This window comes from Halomonas sp. GFAJ-1 (genome assembly GCA_002966495.1).
In the GTDB taxonomy this organism is placed as follows: Bacteria; Pseudomonadota; Gammaproteobacteria; order Pseudomonadales; family Halomonadaceae; genus Vreelandella.
This window is the reverse complement of record CP016490.1, coordinates 779540-797236: the sequence shown is the minus strand read 5'-3', so window position 1 is coordinate 797236 and position 17697 is coordinate 779540. Positions and strand designations below refer to the sequence as shown.

Below are 17697 nucleotides of genomic sequence, written 5' to 3'. Positions count from 1 at the left end.
GATTTCCTCGTGTTCAAACAGGTGAAAAGTAGTGATGTAGCCCTAGTCAGCGTGTCCCGCTTCTAGAGACGCCAACCGCTGGCTGATATCCAGCATGCGGTTGGCGAAGCCCCATTCGTTGTCAAACCAGCACAGCAGTTTAATCAAGCGCGTGCCTGCGACGCGCGTTTGGGTGGCGTCTAGGATGCCAGAGCGCGGGTCGTGATTAAAATCAATCGATGCCATGGGAGCTTCCGTATAGCCGAGTACACCGGCAAGTCGCTCCGCACTGGCGGTACGCAGCAGAGCGTTGACCTGTTCGGCAGTCGTATCTCGGCGCACACTTAATGCCACATCCATCGCTGATACATTGATGGTCGGTACACGCACATGCAAGCACTCAAAACGCCCGGCTAAGCTTGGCATCAGGCGGCTGATGCCCACAGCTAAGCCGGTGTCTACCGGTACGATCGACTGCATGGCAGATCGGGTCAGCCGCAAATCGGTTTGATGGTAAGCATCAATCACCGGCTGGTCATTCATGGCCGAATGGATGGTGGTGGTGACACCGTGCTCCAGTTCGAGCGCTTCATCCAGTACGGTCAGCAGCGGCACTAAGCAGTTGGTTGTGCAAGAGGCTGCCGAAAGAATGCGCTGGGAAAGCGCTAGCTTGTGTTCGTTAATGCCCCACACAATCGTGGCATCCACATCGCTTTCAGCGGGCTGAGAAAACAGTAGCCGCTTAGCGCCTGCTGCCAGATGTAGTTCCGCCGTGGCACGATCTTTGAAGCTGCCAGAGCACTCGAGCACTAGGTCAATATCCAGAGCTGCCCAGGGCAGCGCCTTGGGGTCAGGTTCACACAGCACGTGGATTCGCTGGCCATTGATCAGCAGCGCTTCGCCATCGTGATCCACGTCGCCTGGAAAACGTCCGTGGGTAGTGTCGTAGCGGGTCAGATAGGTAATCGTTGCGAGGTCAGAAAGCTCATTAATGGCGACCACCTCAAGCTCGGGATGGTTACGCTCAACCAGTGCCCTAAGCACGCATTGACCAATACGCCCATAGCCATTGATGGCGATACGATACGTGGGTGTTGAGTTAGCCATGAGACAGAGCGGCTCTTAAATAAAGTGGCGAGATGATAACGTATTTCAACCGGCGATGCCGATAAGCTGCCAAGCAAGCGGTAGCATCAGAGCGGTTAATATGCCGGTTAAGCTCATGCCGAGTGAGGCAAAAGCCCCCGCCGTTGGGCTGAGTTCAAATGCCCGCACGGTGCCAATGGCATGGCCGTTAAGGCCAAGAGCGAAGCCGATAATTCGCTCATCATCGATATTTAGCAGCTTTGCGCAAAAGCTGACAAACGGAATAGTCACCACGCCGGTCAACAATAGTGCCCCCATCAGCAGCGCCACGCTGCCACCCAGCTGTTCGGTAATGCCAATAGCGATAGGTGCGGTGACTGATTTAGCAGCAATAGAGGCGAGGATATGCTGGCTGCTGCCCATTAACCAACCGATGAGTAAGGCGTAGCTAGCGGCAAGCATCGCCGCGATAGGTAGGCACACCACCAGAGGGCGCCATAACTCACGAATGCGCGGCAACTGCTGGTAGAGCGGCATGCCCAACGCCACGGTCGCGGGCCCTAGCAGTATCGTGAGCCACGTAGCCCCCTGCTGATACGTCGTGTAGGGCACGCCGAGCACCGCGAGGGTCGCTGCTAATAGCAGCGCGGCAATTAAAATAGCCGGTAGCCATGAAGGCTTTTTCAGACGATTGAAGAGTGCGCTGCCAAGTAAAAAAGCGGCAAGCGTTAAACCGACAGCAAACAGAGGGGTAGCGGTTAGGGTGCTCAGAAGACTAGCGGGCATTTGGGCGTCCAATGAGACGTTTGAGCAGCCATAGCGTGGTCATAACGCTAAGCAGCGTGCCTAGTAGCAGCGCAGTTAGCACCGCAAGCCATTCGCCAGCTAGCTCATCCAGCATAAAAAACACGCCGACGACGCCGGGCATAATCAGCATAGCGAGCAGGGCAATTAACGGTTGAGCAGCGGCGGCAAGGCTTGCGGGTACGCGTCTAAGTAGTGCCAGAGTGGCACACAGCAGCAGCATGCCCACCACCCCAGAAGAAACAGGGAGTCCGGAAAAGTGGATCACCACTTCTCCGATTAACCAATAACTAATCAGCCATAGCAGACCGTTTAACGCGGGCATTGCATAACCCGCGCTTGATCAGCCTGCGTAGCGTTAGCCGAGCAGTTCATTAGCCTGTTTGACGATGTTGTCAACCGTAAAGCCAAAGTGCTTGAACAGCTCACCTGCTGGCGCTGATTCGCCGTAAGTGGTCATGCCAATCACACGACCATCAAGGCCCACGTATTTGTACCAGTAGTCGGCGTGGCCTGCTTCAATGGCGATACGTTTGGTGACAGCTTTAGGCAGTACACGCTCACGATACTCCTCTTCCTGGCCGTTATAACGGAAGGTTGAAGGCATGGAGACAACGCGTACGGCTTTGCCCTGCTTTTCCAACTCAGCGGCAGCGTCCATGGCCAGGGAAACTTCTGAACCGGTGGCAATCAGGATAAGCTCGGGCGTACCGTCACAATCTTTCAAAACGTAACCGCCGCGCTGAATTGAGGCCAGCTGCGTTTTGGTGCGTGACTGGTGGGGCAGGTTTTGGCGTGATAGCACCAGCGCCGTGGGCCCGGAGTGGCGTTTAAGGGCGGCATCCCAGGCGGCGACGGTTTCGACGGCGTCACAGGGGCGCCAAGTGTTCAGGTTGGGCGTGGTGCGCAGGCTGGTTAGCTGCTCAATTGGCTGGTGGGTTGGGCCATCTTCACCCAAGCCAATGGAGTCGTGGGTAAACACGTAAATAGCCTGCTTTTCCATCAGCGCTGCCATGCGTACCGCGTTACGCATGTACTCCATGAAGATCAGGAAAGTAGCGCCATAAGGCACGAAACCGCCGTGCAGCGCGATACCGTTCATGACCGCGCCCATGCCGAACTCACGCACCCCGTAGTGCAGGTAGTTGCCGCTGGCATCTTCTGGCGTAATCGCTTTAGCGCCTTTCCAGAACGTCAGGTTAGAGGGTGCGAGATCAGCGCTGCCACCCAACAGTTCGGGCATCTGCGGGCCAATCACGTTCAGCGCTTCAAAGGAGGCTTTGCGTGAGGCAATGCTTTCGCCTTTTTCTTGGGCCTGCTCGATCAGCGCTTCTGTGGACAGGTCGCTTGGCAACTGCGCCTTCATGCGACGCTTAAATTCACGCGCTTCTGCTGGGTAGGCCTCAGCATAGCGTGCAAAACGTGCGTCCCACTCCTGTTGGCGGGTTTTACCTGCATTACGCGCATCCCACTTGGAGTAAATTGGCTCGGGGATATGGAACGGCGGGTGCTCCCAGCCAAGCTCTTTACGTGCCAGGGCCACTTCTTCGTCACCTAGCGGTGCGCCATGGGCCTCTTCTTTGCCCTGCTTGTTCGGGGCGCCAAAACCAATGATGGTTTTGCAGATAATCAGGCTAGGTTTATCGTCGTGGCTCTTCGCCAGCTCAATCGCGGCTTTGATCTCTTCAGGGTTGTGGCCATCTACATTGGGCACCACGTGCCAGCCGTAAGCCTCAAAGCGCTTAGCGGTGTCGTCGGTGAACCAGCCCTTAACGTCGCCATCGATAGAGATACCGTTGTCGTCGTACAGAGCAACCAGCTTACCCAACTGCTGAGTGCCGGCTAATGACGCTGCTTCATGGGAGATACCTTCCATCAAGCAGCCATCGCCTAAGAAACACCAAGTGGTGTGGTCAACAATGGTGTGGCCCGGGCGGTTGAACTGCGCGGCTAAGGTTTTCTCAGCAATCGCAAAGCCCACGGCGTTGGCAAACCCTTGGCCCAGCGGGCCGGTCGTGGTTTCGATGCCCGGCGCGTAGCCGTACTCTGGGTGGCCTGCGGTGGGGGAATGCAGCTGGCGGAAGTTTTGCAGCTGTTCCAGGCTTAATTCATAGCCGCTAAGGTGCAGCAGTGAGTAGAGCAGCATGGAGCCGTGACCATTAGACAGCACGAACCGGTCACGATCAGCCCACTTGGGGTCTTCGGGATTGTGCTTGAGGTAGTCATTCCACAGCACCTCGGCAATATCAGCCATGCCCATGGGGGCGCCAGGATGGCCAGATTTGGCCTTCTGAACAGCATCCATGGAAAGGGCGCGAATGGCATTGGCTAGCTCAAAACGGGACGGCATGGGGGTGCTCCTCGCCTGAAAACAGAAATAATAAAGCCTCTATTGTCGCTGACTTCCCCCGCGGCGGCAAATTCTGCGGGCCGCTTCTGTGAAGAACTCCCAACAGCGTGTAGACTCTGCCTCCCGAAGCGGCCGTAAAAGTTGTCGAGCCGCTTCTTTATACGGGCAGGGAACCTCCTGCCATGATTTCCTGCTGATGCTGCGGTCACTATGCAGCCGTCATACAGAGGGTCGAGTGCGCGATGAGCGAATATTCCCTGTTTACCTCCGAGTCTGTCTCAGAAGGCCATCCTGATAAGATTGCCGACCAGATTTCCGACGCGGTGCTAGATGCCATTATTGCCCGTGATAAGCAGGCGCGCGTTGCCTGTGAAACCATGGTGAAAACCGGTGTAGCTATTATTGCCGGTGAGATCACTACATCTGCGTGGGTGGATCTGGAAGCGCTGGTACGGGATGTGATTACCGACATTGGTTACACCTCATCCGACGTTGGCTTCGATGGGGCAACCTGCGGGGTGATCAACCTGATCGGCAAGCAGAGCGTTGATATTGCTCAGGGCGTTGACCGCTCTAAGCCAGAAGACCAGGGCGCGGGTGACCAAGGGCTAATGTTCGGTTACGCCACCAACGAAACCGATTCGTTTATGCCGGCGCCGATCCACTACTCGCATCGTTTAGTGGAGCGTCAGGCAGAGTTGCGCAAAAACGGCTTGCTGCCGTGGTTGCGCCCGGATGCCAAAAGCCAAGTCACCTTCCGCTATAACGCACAAGGCCAGCCCTGTGGCGTTGACGCCATCGTGTTGTCCACTCAGCATGACCCGGAAATTGACCAGGAAGACCTGCGCAAAATGGTCAAGCGTGAAATCGTCGAGCAGGTGATTCCCGCTGAGTGGCTGGATGAAAATACCCAGTACCATATCAACCCGACTGGCAAGTTTGTGATTGGCGGCCCAGTGGGTGACTGTGGCTTAACCGGCCGCAAAATCATCGTGGATACCTATGGCGGTATGGCACGACACGGTGGCGGCGCATTCTCGGGTAAAGACCCCTCAAAGGTTGATCGCAGCGCAGCCTACGCTGGCCGTTACGTAGCCAAAAATGTTGTGGCGGCAGGGCTTGCCGATAAGTGCGAAATTCAGGTCTCTTACGCAATTGGTGTTGCTGAACCCACCTCGGTATCTATTGATACCTTTGGCACTGGCAAAATCGACGACGCGAAGATTGTTGATCTCGTTCGTGAGCACTTTGACCTCCGCCCCTACGCGATTACCAAAATGCTCGACCTGCTGCATCCCATGTACCGTCTTACTGCCGCCTATGGCCACTTTGGCCGCGAGCCGTTTGAGCACAGCTACAGCTGGGTAGACGACAAAGGCGAAGCACATAAAGAAACCTTTACTGCCTTCCCGTGGGAAAAGACTGATAAAGCCACTTCGCTGCGTCAGGCCGCTGGCTTATAAAGCACATGTGAAGGCAAGCTAGACCTCTTTAAAGTGAAGATTTTCCAAAACGCCCCTTGGCTTAGGCCAGGGGGCGTTTTTATGTTCGCTATAAAAAGTGCCTCGGCATGCGCTAAGATTACTTCGCTAGCGGCTAAGGCTGTAATGTAGCCGTTGTTTACCAGCAGCGTCGTTAGGGAGCGCTCTCGGGAGTTGGGGTATGCAAAAAAGGATAAAGGCGGCTAAACGATGGCTGCTGGGGGTGTGGCTAATAGGCGGCGCTGTATACGTCCAGGCACAAGAGTGCCCACCGTGGCCAAGGGAGCAGCTGGCGCTTGAGACCCAGGCGTTGGCGGAGCACGTCGCGATATGGGACCGCGCTTACCATGACCAGGGCAAATCACTTATTGATGACGAGCTCTACGACCAAGCGGTGGACCGCTTAGCCAGCTGGCAAGCTTGCCTGGGAGATAAAACGCCCCACCGCCCGCTTACCAGAGTGACCCGCAGTGGCGGCACCTTGAACCACCCGTTCGCTCAAACCGGCTTGAATAAAGCCGACGATGCCGGCGTGCGACGCTTTACCAGCCGCCGGGAGAACCTGTGGATCCAGCCTAAGGTAGATGGCGTGGCGGTCACACTACGCTATCAAGAGGGTGAGTTAATCGAAGCCGTGAGCCGTGGGGACGGCGAGCGTGGTCAAGACTGGACGGCCCGCGCTCACCAGCTACCTGCTGTGCCCAATTTGCTGCCAATACCACTGTCGATGGTGCTTCAAGGCGAGCTTTATTGGGTGTTGAATGACCACGTTCAGTCACAAAACCCTGCATCTGGTGCCCGGGGCGCCGTGGCGGGAGCGATGGCGCAACAATCACCTAGTCCCGATACTTTGAACCGAGTCGGGCTATTTGTATGGGATTGGCCGGATGGCCCCACCGATATGGCTGTAAGGCTTGCCGAGCTTACTGCGCTGGGCTTTGATACTGCCAACTACACTCACTCCTTAAACGAACAGCGCGACGCCGCTTATTGGCGAGATGCGTGGTTTAACGGTGCGCTACCCTTTGCTACCGATGGCGTTGTGCTCAAACAAGCGGAGCGTCCTGGCGTGCAGCGTTGGAGTTCATCGCCGCCAGAGTGGGCAATCGCCTGGAAGTACCCAGCTCAACAGGCGTTGGCTCAGGTACGCGGCGTGGAATTTCGCGTAGGCCGTACCGGGCGCGTGACACCACTGCTGTGGCTCTACCCAGTTACCTTGGAAGGAAAGCGCATCAGCCGCGTTTCGTTAAACTCGTTAGAGCGCTGGCAAGCGTGGGATATAAGGCCGGGTGATCAAGTGGCAGTAACGCTAGCAGGGCTGACCATCCCCCAGGTAACGGACGTCGTCTGGCAAGCGCGTGAGCGGGCGGCGTTAAGCGCCCCCTCGCCGGAGCGCTACCATTTGCTGAGTTGCTTTACGTTAACGTCGGGCTGTGAAGCACAGCTACTGGCAAGGCTTAGCTTTTTAAGCGATCAGTTGGGCATGCTAGGGGTGGGAGAAGGCACTTGGCAGGCGCTCATCGACGCAGGCGTTGTTACGGATTTACTGGGATGGATGGAAGCGACACCTACCCAGCTACAACAGGCCCACGGTATTGGAGCAGTGCGTGCTGCTGCTCTCGAAGCGCAATTCAGAGCTGCCAGGGCTGCTTCTTACGCAGCATGGCTGTCAGCGCTGGGCATGCCGCCCGGCGGTAGTGCCCAACTGGGAAATTGGCAAACCCTGGAAGGCTATTCACGGGCGAATTGGCAGGCTATTCCGGGTGTCGGCCCAGTTCGAGCCGACGCGCTAGCAGCGTTTTTCAGTCATCCGGAGGTGCAGCGCATGGCGCTAACACTGCAGCAGTCGGACATTGCGGGTTTTTAACCCAGGCCGGTTAGGCGCAGCATCAGGCTTAAATAGAGCGGAATCAGCAGCGGTGCCAGTAGCGTGGTGGTGAGCACCGCGAGGGCGCCCTTTTGGGGCTGAATACCCAGCTCCATAGCGACCACCACGACATTTGAAGCCATAGGCACCACGCCCAGCAGCAGCAGGGCCATGGCAAGCTCCGGGGCCAGCGGTGTGACCTGCTGCAGCACAAGCACCGCGGCAAGCATGACCAGCGGCCAAAGCAGGTAGCGCAACCCTACGCAGGTGGCGACAAAGCGCGTATCCCACGCCGACAGCGTGACCTGGCTGAGGGTCATGCCAATAATCATCATGCCTAGCAGAGTATACGTGGCAGGGAATACGTCCAAAGAACTCATCAGGGTAGCAGGCAACGTGATGTTGAGTGCATTTAGTAGCAGTGCAAAGAGAAATGCATAGAGGAGTGGCAGGCGAGCGATTTTGATCAGGCTTTGGCGCACAGAAAAGTGGCCGCGGGCGCTTAAATAAAACCCCACCGTAAACTCATATAGATTAATACCCAACATGCAGAACAGGTAAAGCGTCACGCCCTCGGGTGGCAGCAAAATAAGCGCTACCGGCAAACCGAAATAACCAGTATTGCCAGTGCCGGAGGAGAACGCTAAAAGTGCACCCTCCTGAGGGCCGAAGCGGTGCTGCGTCACTCGGCGCACGAGAAGCGCCATTGTGCTCACTAAAATAAACAGCGCCAGCGTCAGCACCAAATACTCAGCCGTAGGGCCGCCGTTCATCAGCGCGCGAAAAATTGTCAGCGGTGCAATGATGTACACCAGCAGTGTTGCAATAGGCCGTGGGTCTATCTTTAGGCGCTGTGCCGCAATAAAGCCCAGCCCCACATACCCCAATAGCATCAGCAGTGGCCCCATAAGGGCGCTTGGCGCTAAATCCATTTATCCTCCCTGATGAATTGTCACCTGATCCAACATGAGCCGAATTGAAGGGCGACCGTGGAATCTTTCATTAGCCCCTATGCAGCGGAAAATGGAGAATAACCCAAATAACATCACGTTGACGCTACGCGAGGAATTTCCATGAGCAGCCAAGAACATCCGTTAGGTATTAGCTTTGAGTTCTTTCCGCCCAATACGGATGCTGGGCGAGACAAGCTAATTCACGTGCGTGATGAGCTGGCCGCGCGTAAGCCGCGTTTTTTCTCGGTCACATATGGCGCCGGTGGCTCTACCCAGGCGCGCACGCGTGACATCGTTCGCAGCGTTAGCCAAAGCGGCATCACCACTGCGCCGCACCTCTCATGCATTGGCAGTGAAAAAGCCCAGCTGCGGGATCTGCTGGCGCAGTATCGTGAAGAGGGCGTGGATAGCTTGGTCGCGCTGCGCGGCGATATGCCGTCAGGTATGGCGAGCATAGGCGAGTTGCGCTATGCCAATGAGCTAGTGGAGTTTATTCGCGCTGAAACCGGCGATCATTTTGAAATTGCCGTGGCGGCGTATCCAGAATCTCATCCACAGGCCCCCAACCTGGATAAGGACGTGGAAAACTTTGCCCGTAAGATGAAGGCTGGCGCCAATATGGCCATCACTCAATACTTCTTCACCGCAGACGCTTATTTCAACTTCGTTGAGAAAGCGCGTGCGCTAGGCGTCGAGCAGCCGATTATCCCCGGCATTATGCCGATTACCAACTACACCAAGCTTGCGCGCTTTTCGGACGCCTGCGGTGCGGAAATCCCCCGTTGGATCCGTAAACAGCTGGAGTCCTATGGCGATGATAGCGACGCTATTGCCGCTTTTGGTACCGACGTTGTCTCCCGCCTATGTGAGCGACTGTTAGATGGCGGCGCGCCGGGCCTACACTTCTACACGTTGAACCAAGCGGCTCCGGTGTTGAAAGTGGTCGATAACCTAAGCTAACGCATCGTCTATCAGTCTCATGCCGGCCTGCATCAAACGATGCCGGCCGGTTTTTTTATGGGGGCTCTAAGGGCATCAAAAAAGCCGGAACCTCTCGGTTCCGGCGTTGGATGTTACGGGGTGCGGAGCAGCGCCGCAGTGGATTAAGAGACGTTTGCTGCTTTGCCTTTGCCGCCATGCAGCTTGCGCTGCATGATGAAGAGCGTCGCGCCAATGGCTAAGCCAGCGATGTCGGTATAGATGCCGCCGTAGATCATAAACATGGCGCCTACCAGCATCACAACGCGCTGCAGCGAATTTACTGGGCCAAAGAACCATCGCTGCACTGTTCCCGATAGTAGAATAATCCCCAGTGTGGCGGTCACTCCGACGCGAATTATTTGCATGGGTGAACCTTCCATCAGCATCGCTGGGCTGTAGAAAAACATAAATGGCACGATAAACGCAGCAAGGCCAATCTTGAACGATGCCACTGATGTCTTCATGGGGTTATCGCCAGAAATACCGGCAGCGGCATAAGAAGCCAACGCCACCGGCGGGGTAATCGCCGATACCACCGCAAAGTAGAACACGAAGAAGTGTGCTACCAGCGGCTGAATGCCGATATTAATCAAACCAGGCGCCACCACCGATGCTGCCACTGCGTAGGCGGCCGTAGTAGGCATCCCCATGCCAAGCAAGATGCTGATTAGCATGGCAAAAAATAGCGCCAGTAGCTGGCTAACGCCCGCTAGGCCAAGTAGCAGCGATGAGAAGCGCGCGCCAACACCGGTAAGTGAGATGACGCCAACAATCAGACCCGCACAGGCGCACACGGCGATGATCTGGATCGACATCGTACCAGCAAGCTGAAGGGCTCTTAAAATAGCGCGAATGCCCATTTTGTTAGGCGAGATCCAGCTAACGACCGCCGCTGAAGCGGTGGCTAGCGTACCCGCGCGAATCACCGAGTAACCCATAAATAGGGCGGCAATAAGAATAATAATCGGCGCAAACAGGTAGACCTGTTTGACCAGCTTCGAGAAAAGCGGAATCTCATCCTTCCGCATTCCCCGCATGCCCTTACGCGCAGCTTCAAAATCCACCATGAAGTAGATAGAGGCGAAGTAAAGGATGGCAGGAATCAAGGCGGCAACGGCGATATCGGTGTATGGAATGCCGGTGACCTCCGCCATGATGAAGGCACCTGCCCCCATGATGGGAGGCATAATCTGTCCACCGGTAGAGGCTGCTGCTTCAATGGCACCTGCACTGCGCGCTGGGTAACCCACTTTCTTCATTAATGGAATGGTAAGCGAGCCAGTAGAGACGACGTTCCCTGCGGAGGTACCGTTAATCATCCCCATCAAGCCAGAAGCAAAAATAGATACCTTAGCCGGGCCGCCACGGGCACGGCCAGCGGCCGCAAAGGCGAAGTTGACGAAGTAGTCGCCTACCTTAGAGGCCTGTAGAAACGCCGCAAAAATAATGAACAGAATGATGTAGGTTGACGATACGGCGGTGGTGGGGCCAAGAATACCCGCATCGGTATACACCTGACTGAAAAAGCGCTGCACAGACAAACCGGGGTAGCCTAAAAAACCCGGTAGGTGCTGACCTGTAAAAACGTAGGTCAAAAAAACCGCGGAAATGACCACCAGTGCCAAACCGGCCACGCGGCGAGTAAGTTCTAGAATCAAGAGTGACCCCGCAATGGCCGCCCATGAAATGCCAGGAGGCGCGAACGAGGTGCCGGTGGACATGCGCATATTGGTGTTAAAGGCCATCAATAAATAGCCCGCGCTGGCAATGGCGCACACCATCAACACTAAGTCGGCTGGGTTGAACCGGTGGCGTGCCTGGCGATAGAACCAAGAGAGCACAATAGCCCCTGCGGTTGTCGCCATTAATGGATAGCCGTAGTGCAGGGTCTCAATGCTTGGATCAATGCGCATCGCACCAGCGTTGAGGGTTTGCTGCATCAAGAAAACTTGTACCAGGGAATAAATAGCGGGCGCCAGAAGGGCATAGCTAATCCACTTGAGCCAAGCAGGGGAGGCCTGCTGGTCATCTTCAGCGAAGCGGGCGCCCGCATACAATCCGTACCCTAAAATCAGCGCACCGGCAATGTGTACGATGCGAAACGACCAAGTCTCCATTGGGTACACATTGAGCGAAAACAGGTGAAAGCCCGAATAGCCAATGGCTAAAGCGGCGAATAAAAAGAACTGCCAACCAACAAACACACGGCGGTTGGACTCGACAACCTCCTCATCGACACCCTCGGCGATTGACTCGGGTATCGATGAAGCAGTCTGGGCATCATCCTTGAAGCCGCTGGGATCTTGGTCGGTTTTGTGACTCATCAGAGGTCACCCTCACAGCAAAAGCAGGGAAAGGGGAAAAAATACTGCCCCGCCCGACTATCGGGAAACAGGGCAGCGGGAAGAGACGTATGGCTTAGTTAATCATGTCATCTTCGATTTCGTAGCCATTCTCTTCGTACCAGCGTGCAGCACCCGGGTGGAAGGGCAGTACGGTGTTGTGCACGATGTTTTCTGGAATGGTGGTCTCAGCACTGCGGTGAACGGAGCGCATGCGGTCGTTGTTCTCCATAGTGGCTTTGGTGACTTCGTAGACGAAGTCTTCCGGCAAATCACAACCCGCAATGGCGAAGTTCCACATGGAGACCGCGCGAGCGTCTTCTTCTAGCGTGGTGTAAGTGCTGGCAGGAATGGTGAACTCAGCCACGGGGAAGCTCCCCAGCACGGTTTCCATCTCTTCTTCGGTAAACTCAATGATGTTTACATTGGTTTGTACTTCCAACTGGCTAACCGCCGGGATCGGAATGCCAGCGGCAAACGCGATGACGTCAAGCAAACCGTCTTGCAACTGGCCACCAAGGTCAGACCAGCCGCCGTTACGGCGATCAAACTCTACGCCCAGCGTTTCGAGGATAGCCGGGAAGTAGGTATCAGAAGTAGACGCAGCCGGGCCAAAGCCAATGCGCGCACCATTGGGAATATCAGAAATAGACTCTATGCCGGAGCTTGAAAGCGCAGCAATAGAGAACGGGGTTTCATACATGGGAAACAGCGCACAGACGTTGTCCATCTGAAGGCCAGGCGCGAGTGGGCTTTCACCGTTAACGGCATCTGAAGCCGGGCCCATCGTGGTGAGGCCAAAAGCCATATCACCGCTGTGCACCAGCGCCAAGTTCTGTGTCGGGCCGCCTGTGACTTCGCCACCACCAGAAACACCCAGCTCGTCTGAAATGAAGTTGGCCCAGCCAGAGCCATAAACGAAGTAAGTACCGCCTTGGCTTGCGGTTCCTACGGTGAAATTGTTGGGCCAGTCAGAGCGGTCTGCGTGGGCAGTGCCTGCAGCAAGAAGTGCGCTGCTAGCAAGAAGAGCAAACGTTTTAGGCATCATATTGCGCATGGCGAGGTTTCCTAAGCTGTTATTGAATTATCATCTGGCGGATATGCAGTGCCAGTCGCTTTATCATTAAGCAGTTTATAGAAAGCGATACTCATGCCATATGGTGTTTATTTTTTTTTAATCAACGACTTAATTAAATAGAGTTAAACTTTGGTAGAAATGCTAATCGCAAAGAGTGGCTGGATTTACGCACATAAAAACTAACAGCTGTGTGGTTTTTCACACAGCCTAGGAGGGGATGTAGCTAATAGGAAAAGTGTAGCTAACGAGACACTTATTTAAAGCCGCTACACGGCGGCAGGAGGCAAAACACTTAGCTTTTTTTACCTGGGTCGAGAATACGGACGGGCTGAATATCTTGAACTTTCTGCTCGTCACGCACTTGGTTAACACGGGTGGTTAGCTCCGGTGCTGTTTCATCATCAATGGGCAACTGTTCGAAAAAATCACAGCTTACGCACTCTCGGTAGCGGATGCTGTTTTGCTCCCAGGCGCGGATTCGGTCCATCGCCGCGCAGCGTGGGCAGGTCACACCGGCTATAAAACGTTTGACGCTCGACATAATAAGCTCCTATGGCGCAACGGCGGGCGGTGGGGCCGTCGCGCCGGGTCATTACAGTAAGAGGGCTAGGCGGCGCGAATACCGCTATGGCGCAGCAGCGGTTCAACGCTTGGTTCTCGGCCACGGAAGCTGCGGAATAGCTCTGCGGCATCACGGGCACCGCCCTGTTCCAAAATTTCCTGCCGGAAGCGCTGGCCGGTCTCAGGATCGAAAATACCGGCCTCTTCAAAAGCGCTCCAGGCATCGGCGGAGAGCACTTCGGCCCATTTGTAGCTGTAGTAGCCCGCCGCATAGCCACCGGCGAAAATATGCCCAAAGCTGTTCTGGAAGCGGTTAAAAGCGACCACGGGCACCACCGACGTGGTGCTACGCACTTCGTCAATTAATGCCTGAACATCGTTAGCACTTGGGGCTTTTAGCTCATGGTGGAGGCGTAAATCGAAGAGCGAAAATTCGATTTGTCGCACCATGCCCATCGCTGACTGGAAGTTTTTAGCTGCTTGTAGCCGCTCAAGCAGTTCTGAGGGCAGCGGTTCATTGCTCTCAACATGTTTGGCGAGCAGGTCTAATCCTTCGCGCTCCCAGCAGTAGTTCTCCATAAACTGGCTAGGTAGCTCAACCGCATCCCAGGCAACGCCGTTAATCCCAGAAACATCGGCAATTTTCTGCTTGGTCAGCATGTGGTGCAGGCCGTGACCAAACTCATGAAATAGCGTCGTCACTTCATCGTGGGTGAGCAGCGCAGGCTTGCCGCCTACTGGCGCGGTGAAGTTACAGGTCAAAAAAGCAACGGGTAACTGTAGGCCGTTGTCAGTTTGGCGGCGTACTCGGCAGTCGGCCATCCAGGCGCCTCCGCGCTTTCCTTCCCTGGCGTACAGGTCAAGGTAAAAGCCCGCAATGGGGTTGCCGTGTTCGGTAATCCGAAAGAAACGCACATCGCTGTGGTAGCTCGGTGCCGCACTGTCTTCCTTAATCTGAACGCCGAAAAGACGCTCGACGACCTGGAAGAGCCCGTCTACTACGCGAGGCGCGGAAAAGTAGGGGCGCAGCTGTTCCTGGGAAATAGCATGGCGCGCTTCACGCAGTTTTTCGCTCACGTAAGCCACGTCCCATGGCTCAAGAGTGTCGATCTCAAGCTCGTCGCGGGCGTAGGTACTTAGCTCGGCAAACTCTTCTTTCGCCTGGGGAGCTGCGTGGTGGGCAAGGTCGTTTAAGAAAGTAAGCACCTGCTCGGGGGAGTCCGCCATTTTGGTCGTTAGCGAGTAATCGGCGTAGGTATCAAAGCCTAGTAGTTCGGATAGCTCATGGCGCAGGCCCAGGATCTCTTCCAGAATTGGCGCATTGTCGAACTTACCGGCATCCGGGCCTTGATCCGAGGCGCGGGTAACAAAGGCGGTGTAGACTTCGCGGCGTAGTTCGCGGTTATCGGCATAGCTGACAATAGGAAAAAAGCTGGGAAAATCGAGGGTTATACGATAACCCGTAACGCCTTTTGCTTCAGCGGCGGCCTTAAGCGTATCAAGCGCGCTTTCCGGTACGCCGGTCAGCTCATTTTGGTTTTCAATGTCTTTGTGCCAGGCCTGGGTGGCATCCAGGACATTGTTGGAAAACTGATTGGAAAGCGTTGAGAGACGGGACTGAATATCGCCATAGCGGGCTTTTTGATCAGCGGGAAGGTCAACGCCGGCCAAGCGAAAGTCGCGTAGGGCATTGTCGACCGTGCGCTGCTGGGCGGTATCAAGCTGTGACCAGTGCTTCTCTTTTAGTGCTTGCCAGCCATGAAACAGCCCTTCGTGCTGGCCGACCCAAGTGCCGAATGCAGAAAGCTGCTCCAAGCAGGCTTGGTAAGCTTCGCGCAGCTCAGGGGTATTCATCGTGCCATTAAGGTGCGAAACCGGCGACCAAGCTTGAGAAAGTCGATCATTCACGGCTTCAAGCGGTGCCGCAAAGTTTTCCCAAGTGGGTGGTGTGCTAGCCGCCTGTTGGGCAAGGCGATCGATCGCTTCACGGCTTTCACTGAGCAGTGTTTCTACGGCGGGCACCACGTGTTCGGCGCGAATCTCAGCGAAAGGGGGAAGCTCGTGGCTCTCTAGCAGCGGATTGCGGGACATAGGCACCTCGATGGCATCGTTTTAAAACGTTAAGGAGCGCGTAAAACGCGCGATAATGATGACACAGTGTGGGCAGTGAGGCGTTCTTTCAATAGCAAGGTTTGGCCTGGACGAAAGCGCCTGCTAGTCTTGCCGCCTTTTAGTGCCACCAATGGCAGGAGCATGTAATGAGTGAAACGCTAGAGCGCTGGGGGTCTAAGCGGGCCTTTATCTTAGCGGTAACCGGGGCAGCGGTTGGGTTAGGCAATATCTGGCGCTTTCCCTACGTGACGGGTGAAAACGGCGGCGCTGCTTTTTTACTAATCTATATCGCTTTTGTGCTGTTGCTGGGTATTCCGGTGATGATGGCGGAAATTTTAATCGGCCGGGCAGGTCGGCGTGGCCCTATGCAATCGCTGGGTGCGCTTGCGGCTGAGGCGGGGGCTTCTCGCCACTGGCGTTGGCTGGGGCTATTTGGTGCCTTTACGGTGTTCTGTATTTTGTCGTTTTATTCGGTGGTCTCGGGTTGGTCGATTGAGTTCTTAGTCACGTCGATAAACGGTAATTTTGCGGGAGCAAGCGCGGCGGAAGTCGGGGCCGGGTTTGATGCCTTTTTGGCAAACCCTGGGCTGTTAATTTTTAATCACTCGCTATTTCTATTTATGACCATGACCGTAGTAGCCGCAGGCGTCGCGAAAGGTCTGGAGCGGTTAAATAATCTGCTGATGCCGCTTTTATATGGGTTACTGCTGCTATTGGCCGCCTATGCGACAACGACCGACGGCTTTGGCACGGCGCTCTCCTGGCTATTCTTGCCTTCATTTGGGGATGTTACGGCCAGTGTTGTGCTGCATGCGATGGGCCACGCCTTTTTTACCCTTGCCGTTGGAGCTTGTGCCTTAATGGCGTATGGCGCCTACATGCCCGATGACCAAAGCCTGCCCAAGGCTGCCTTCGCAGTTGCCGTGCTGGACATTAGTGTGGCCTTGCTAGCGGGCATTGCAATTTTTTCGGTGGTGTTTGCCCAGGGGATGGACCCAGCTGATGGCCCAGGGCTAATGTTTGTCACGCTACCCATTGCGTTTTCTGAGCTGCCCTGGGGTTCGCTGTGGTTGAGCGTGTTTTTCCTACTGCTGTTACTGGCGACCTGGACATCAGCGATTAACCTCGCTGAGCCGATGGTGGCCACACTGCAGGGCCTTGGCTGGCGGCGTAGCGTGTCAACCGCAGTGGTGGCGCTAAGCGTATGGCTGATTGGCCTGCTATCGGCGTTCTCGTTCTCAACCTTGGCAGAGTTTAAACCGCTATTTGGGCGTAATGTATTTGAGCTGGTAAGCAGTATTCCTCCCGATATCTTCTTACCCATCGGTGGGCTGTTCATAGCGATTTTTGCAGCATGGGTGATGCCTCAAGCGCGTGCTGTAAGCGCGCTGGGAATGGGGGGGCGGGGTTATTTATTATGGCGTACCATCGTCCGCTGGGTATCGATTCCGCTGACGTTTATTGTCCTGCTGGGTGGATTGCTATAGTGCTTTTTCCGGCACCTTTATTGCGTTAAGGAGATAACCATGAGCAGTGCCCTACGAACTTATCAAGGCGTTTCGCCGCAACTTGGCGAGCGTGTGTATGTCGACCCTGCGAGCGTCGTGATTGGCGATGTGGTGCTGGGAGATGACTGCTCGGTGTGGCCGATGACCGTCATCCGTGGCGACATGCACCGGATACGTATTGGCGCACGGACAAGCGTGCAGGATGGCAGCGTGTTGCATATCACCCATGCCAGCGATTTCAATCCTGATGGCTTTCCGCTCATCATTGGCGATGATGTGACCATTGGCCACAAGGCGATTTTACACGGCTGCACCCTGGGCAACCGTATTCTGGTGGGTATGGGCGCCATTGTGATGGATGGTGCGGTGGTGGAAGATGAAGTAATTATTGCCGCTGGCGCGGTGGTCACGCCGGGGAAACGCCTTGAAAGTGGCTATGTGTATGCCGGTAATCCTGCTAAAGCGCTGCGCCCGCTGAAAGATAAAGAGCGCGCTTTTTTCCCCTACACCGCAGGTAACTATGTAAAGTTAAAGGAGTCGTTTCTTGCTCAGGCTGCGGGTTAACCGAGAGGCCTAAGCAGTTGGCTAACCACTC

Annotated in this window: 14 protein-coding genes; 5 read left to right on the top strand and 9 right to left on the bottom strand. The window is 55.4% G+C overall.

What is annotated here, in order from left to right:
* Positions 1-42 precede the first annotated feature (42 nt).
* The 4 genes from gapA to BB497_03580 are packed head-to-tail and all read right to left on the bottom strand — an operon-like array spanning position 43 to position 4219.
* Complete coding sequence (gene gapA / locus BB497_03595) at positions 43-1086, bottom strand: erythrose-4-phosphate dehydrogenase (protein AVI61849.1); 1044 nt, start codon at positions 1084-1086, stop codon at positions 43-45.
* A 45-nt stretch (positions 1087-1131) separates the two neighbouring features.
* Complete coding sequence (locus tag BB497_03590; GenBank protein ID AVI61848.1) at positions 1132-1851, bottom strand: hypothetical protein; 720 nt, start codon at positions 1849-1851, stop codon at positions 1132-1134.
* Positions 1841-2194, bottom strand: coding sequence for a murein hydrolase transporter LrgA (locus BB497_03585; GenBank protein AVI61847.1), 354 nt, complete (start codon positions 2192-2194; stop codon positions 1841-1843). The genes BB497_03590 and BB497_03585 overlap by 11 nt, the downstream gene beginning before the upstream one ends.
* A 33-nt stretch (positions 2195-2227) precedes the next feature.
* Positions 2228-4219 (bottom strand): transketolase, encoded by a 1992-nt coding sequence (locus BB497_03580; GenBank protein ID AVI61846.1) that lies wholly within the window; start codon positions 4217-4219, stop codon positions 2228-2230.
* Positions 4220-4461: 242 nt separating this feature from the next.
* On the opposite strand from BB497_03580, the gene BB497_03575 reads away from it, so the two are divergent.
* Together BB497_03575 and BB497_03570 are read left to right on the top strand one after the other, a co-directional pair.
* Positions 4462-5682: a methionine adenosyltransferase gene (locus tag BB497_03575; GenBank protein AVI61845.1), complete on the top strand. Its 1221-nt coding sequence runs from the start codon at positions 4462-4464 to the stop codon at positions 5680-5682.
* Positions 5683-5881: 199 nt separating this feature from the next.
* The gene (locus BB497_03570; protein ID AVI61844.1) at positions 5882-7567 is read left to right on the top strand and encodes a DNA ligase B; all 1686 of its coding nucleotides are present in this window, start codon (positions 5882-5884) and stop codon (positions 7565-7567) included.
* Here BB497_03570 and BB497_03565 read toward each other — a convergent pair.
* The gene (locus BB497_03565) at positions 7564-8499 is read right to left on the bottom strand and encodes a transporter (GenBank protein AVI61843.1); all 936 of its coding nucleotides are present in this window, start codon (positions 8497-8499) and stop codon (positions 7564-7566) included. The genes BB497_03570 and BB497_03565 overlap by 4 nt on opposite strands.
* A 141-nt stretch (positions 8500-8640) precedes the next feature.
* On the opposite strand from BB497_03565, the gene BB497_03560 reads away from it, so the two are divergent.
* Entirely contained in the window at positions 8641-9480 is an 840-nt protein-coding gene (locus BB497_03560) for a methylenetetrahydrofolate reductase [NAD(P)H] (GenBank protein ID AVI61842.1), read from the top strand.
* 143 nt (positions 9481-9623) lie between these two features.
* On the opposite strand, the gene BB497_03555 is transcribed toward BB497_03560, so the two are convergent.
* The 4 genes from BB497_03555 to BB497_03540 all read right to left on the bottom strand — a co-directional run bounded on the left by BB497_03555 (position 9624) and on the right by BB497_03540 (position 15573).
* The gene (locus BB497_03555; protein ID AVI61841.1) at positions 9624-11825 is read right to left on the bottom strand and encodes a C4-dicarboxylate ABC transporter permease; all 2202 of its coding nucleotides are present in this window, start codon (positions 11823-11825) and stop codon (positions 9624-9626) included.
* Between the two features lie 94 nt (positions 11826-11919).
* A complete protein-coding gene (locus tag BB497_03550; GenBank protein AVI61840.1) occupies positions 11920-12900 on the bottom strand; it encodes a C4-dicarboxylate ABC transporter substrate-binding protein in 981 nt (326 codons plus the stop codon).
* Between the two features lie 313 nt (positions 12901-13213).
* Complete coding sequence (locus BB497_03545) at positions 13214-13462, bottom strand: hypothetical protein (protein ID AVI61839.1); 249 nt, start codon at positions 13460-13462, stop codon at positions 13214-13216.
* Positions 13463-13527: 65 nt separating this feature from the next.
* On the bottom strand, positions 13528-15573 hold the full coding sequence (locus BB497_03540) for an oligopeptidase A (GenBank protein AVI61838.1): 2046 nt from the start codon (positions 15571-15573) through the stop codon (positions 13528-13530).
* A gap of 167 nt (positions 15574-15740) precedes the next feature.
* Here BB497_03540 and BB497_03535 point away from each other — a divergent pair, with 167 nt between their 5' ends.
* Complete coding sequence (locus BB497_03535) at positions 15741-17081, top strand: transporter (GenBank protein ID AVI61837.1); 1341 nt, start codon at positions 15741-15743, stop codon at positions 17079-17081.
* 39 nt (positions 17082-17120) lie between these two features.
* Positions 17121-17666: a gamma carbonic anhydrase family protein gene (locus tag BB497_03530; protein ID AVI61836.1), complete on the top strand. Its 546-nt coding sequence runs from the start codon at positions 17121-17123 to the stop codon at positions 17664-17666.
* The last annotated feature ends 31 nt before the right edge of the window (positions 17667-17697 follow it).

What these genes read in the sequence shown, in the direction of transcription:
- gapA (AVI61849.1), bottom strand. Translation starts at nt 1,086, where the DNA reads ATGGCTAACTCAACACCCACGTATCGTATCGCCATCAATGGCTATGGG.
- BB497_03590 (AVI61848.1), bottom strand. Translation starts at nt 1,851, where the DNA reads ATGCCCGCTAGTCTTCTGAGCACCCTAACCGCTACCCCTCTGTTTGCT.
- BB497_03585 (AVI61847.1), bottom strand. Translation starts at nt 2,194, where the DNA reads ATGCCCGCGTTAAACGGTCTGCTATGGCTGATTAGTTATTGGTTAATC.
- BB497_03580 (AVI61846.1), bottom strand. Translation starts at nt 4,219, where the DNA reads ATGCCGTCCCGTTTTGAGCTAGCCAATGCCATTCGCGCCCTTTCCATG.
- BB497_03575 (AVI61845.1), top strand. Translation starts at nt 4,462, where the DNA reads ATGAGCGAATATTCCCTGTTTACCTCCGAGTCTGTCTCAGAAGGCCAT.
- BB497_03570 (AVI61844.1), top strand. Translation starts at nt 5,882, where the DNA reads ATGCAAAAAAGGATAAAGGCGGCTAAACGATGGCTGCTGGGGGTGTGG.
- BB497_03565 (AVI61843.1), bottom strand. Translation starts at nt 8,499, where the DNA reads ATGGATTTAGCGCCAAGCGCCCTTATGGGGCCACTGCTGATGCTATTG.
- BB497_03560 (AVI61842.1), top strand. Translation starts at nt 8,641, where the DNA reads ATGAGCAGCCAAGAACATCCGTTAGGTATTAGCTTTGAGTTCTTTCCG.
- BB497_03555 (AVI61841.1), bottom strand. Translation starts at nt 11,825, where the DNA reads ATGAGTCACAAAACCGACCAAGATCCCAGCGGCTTCAAGGATGATGCC.
- BB497_03550 (AVI61840.1), bottom strand. Translation starts at nt 12,900, where the DNA reads ATGCGCAATATGATGCCTAAAACGTTTGCTCTTCTTGCTAGCAGCGCA.
- BB497_03545 (AVI61839.1), bottom strand. Translation starts at nt 13,462, where the DNA reads ATGTCGAGCGTCAAACGTTTTATAGCCGGTGTGACCTGCCCACGCTGC.
- BB497_03540 (AVI61838.1), bottom strand. Translation starts at nt 15,573, where the DNA reads ATGTCCCGCAATCCGCTGCTAGAGAGCCACGAGCTTCCCCCTTTCGCT.
- BB497_03535 (AVI61837.1), top strand. Translation starts at nt 15,741, where the DNA reads ATGAGTGAAACGCTAGAGCGCTGGGGGTCTAAGCGGGCCTTTATCTTA.
- BB497_03530 (AVI61836.1), top strand. Translation starts at nt 17,121, where the DNA reads ATGAGCAGTGCCCTACGAACTTATCAAGGCGTTTCGCCGCAACTTGGC.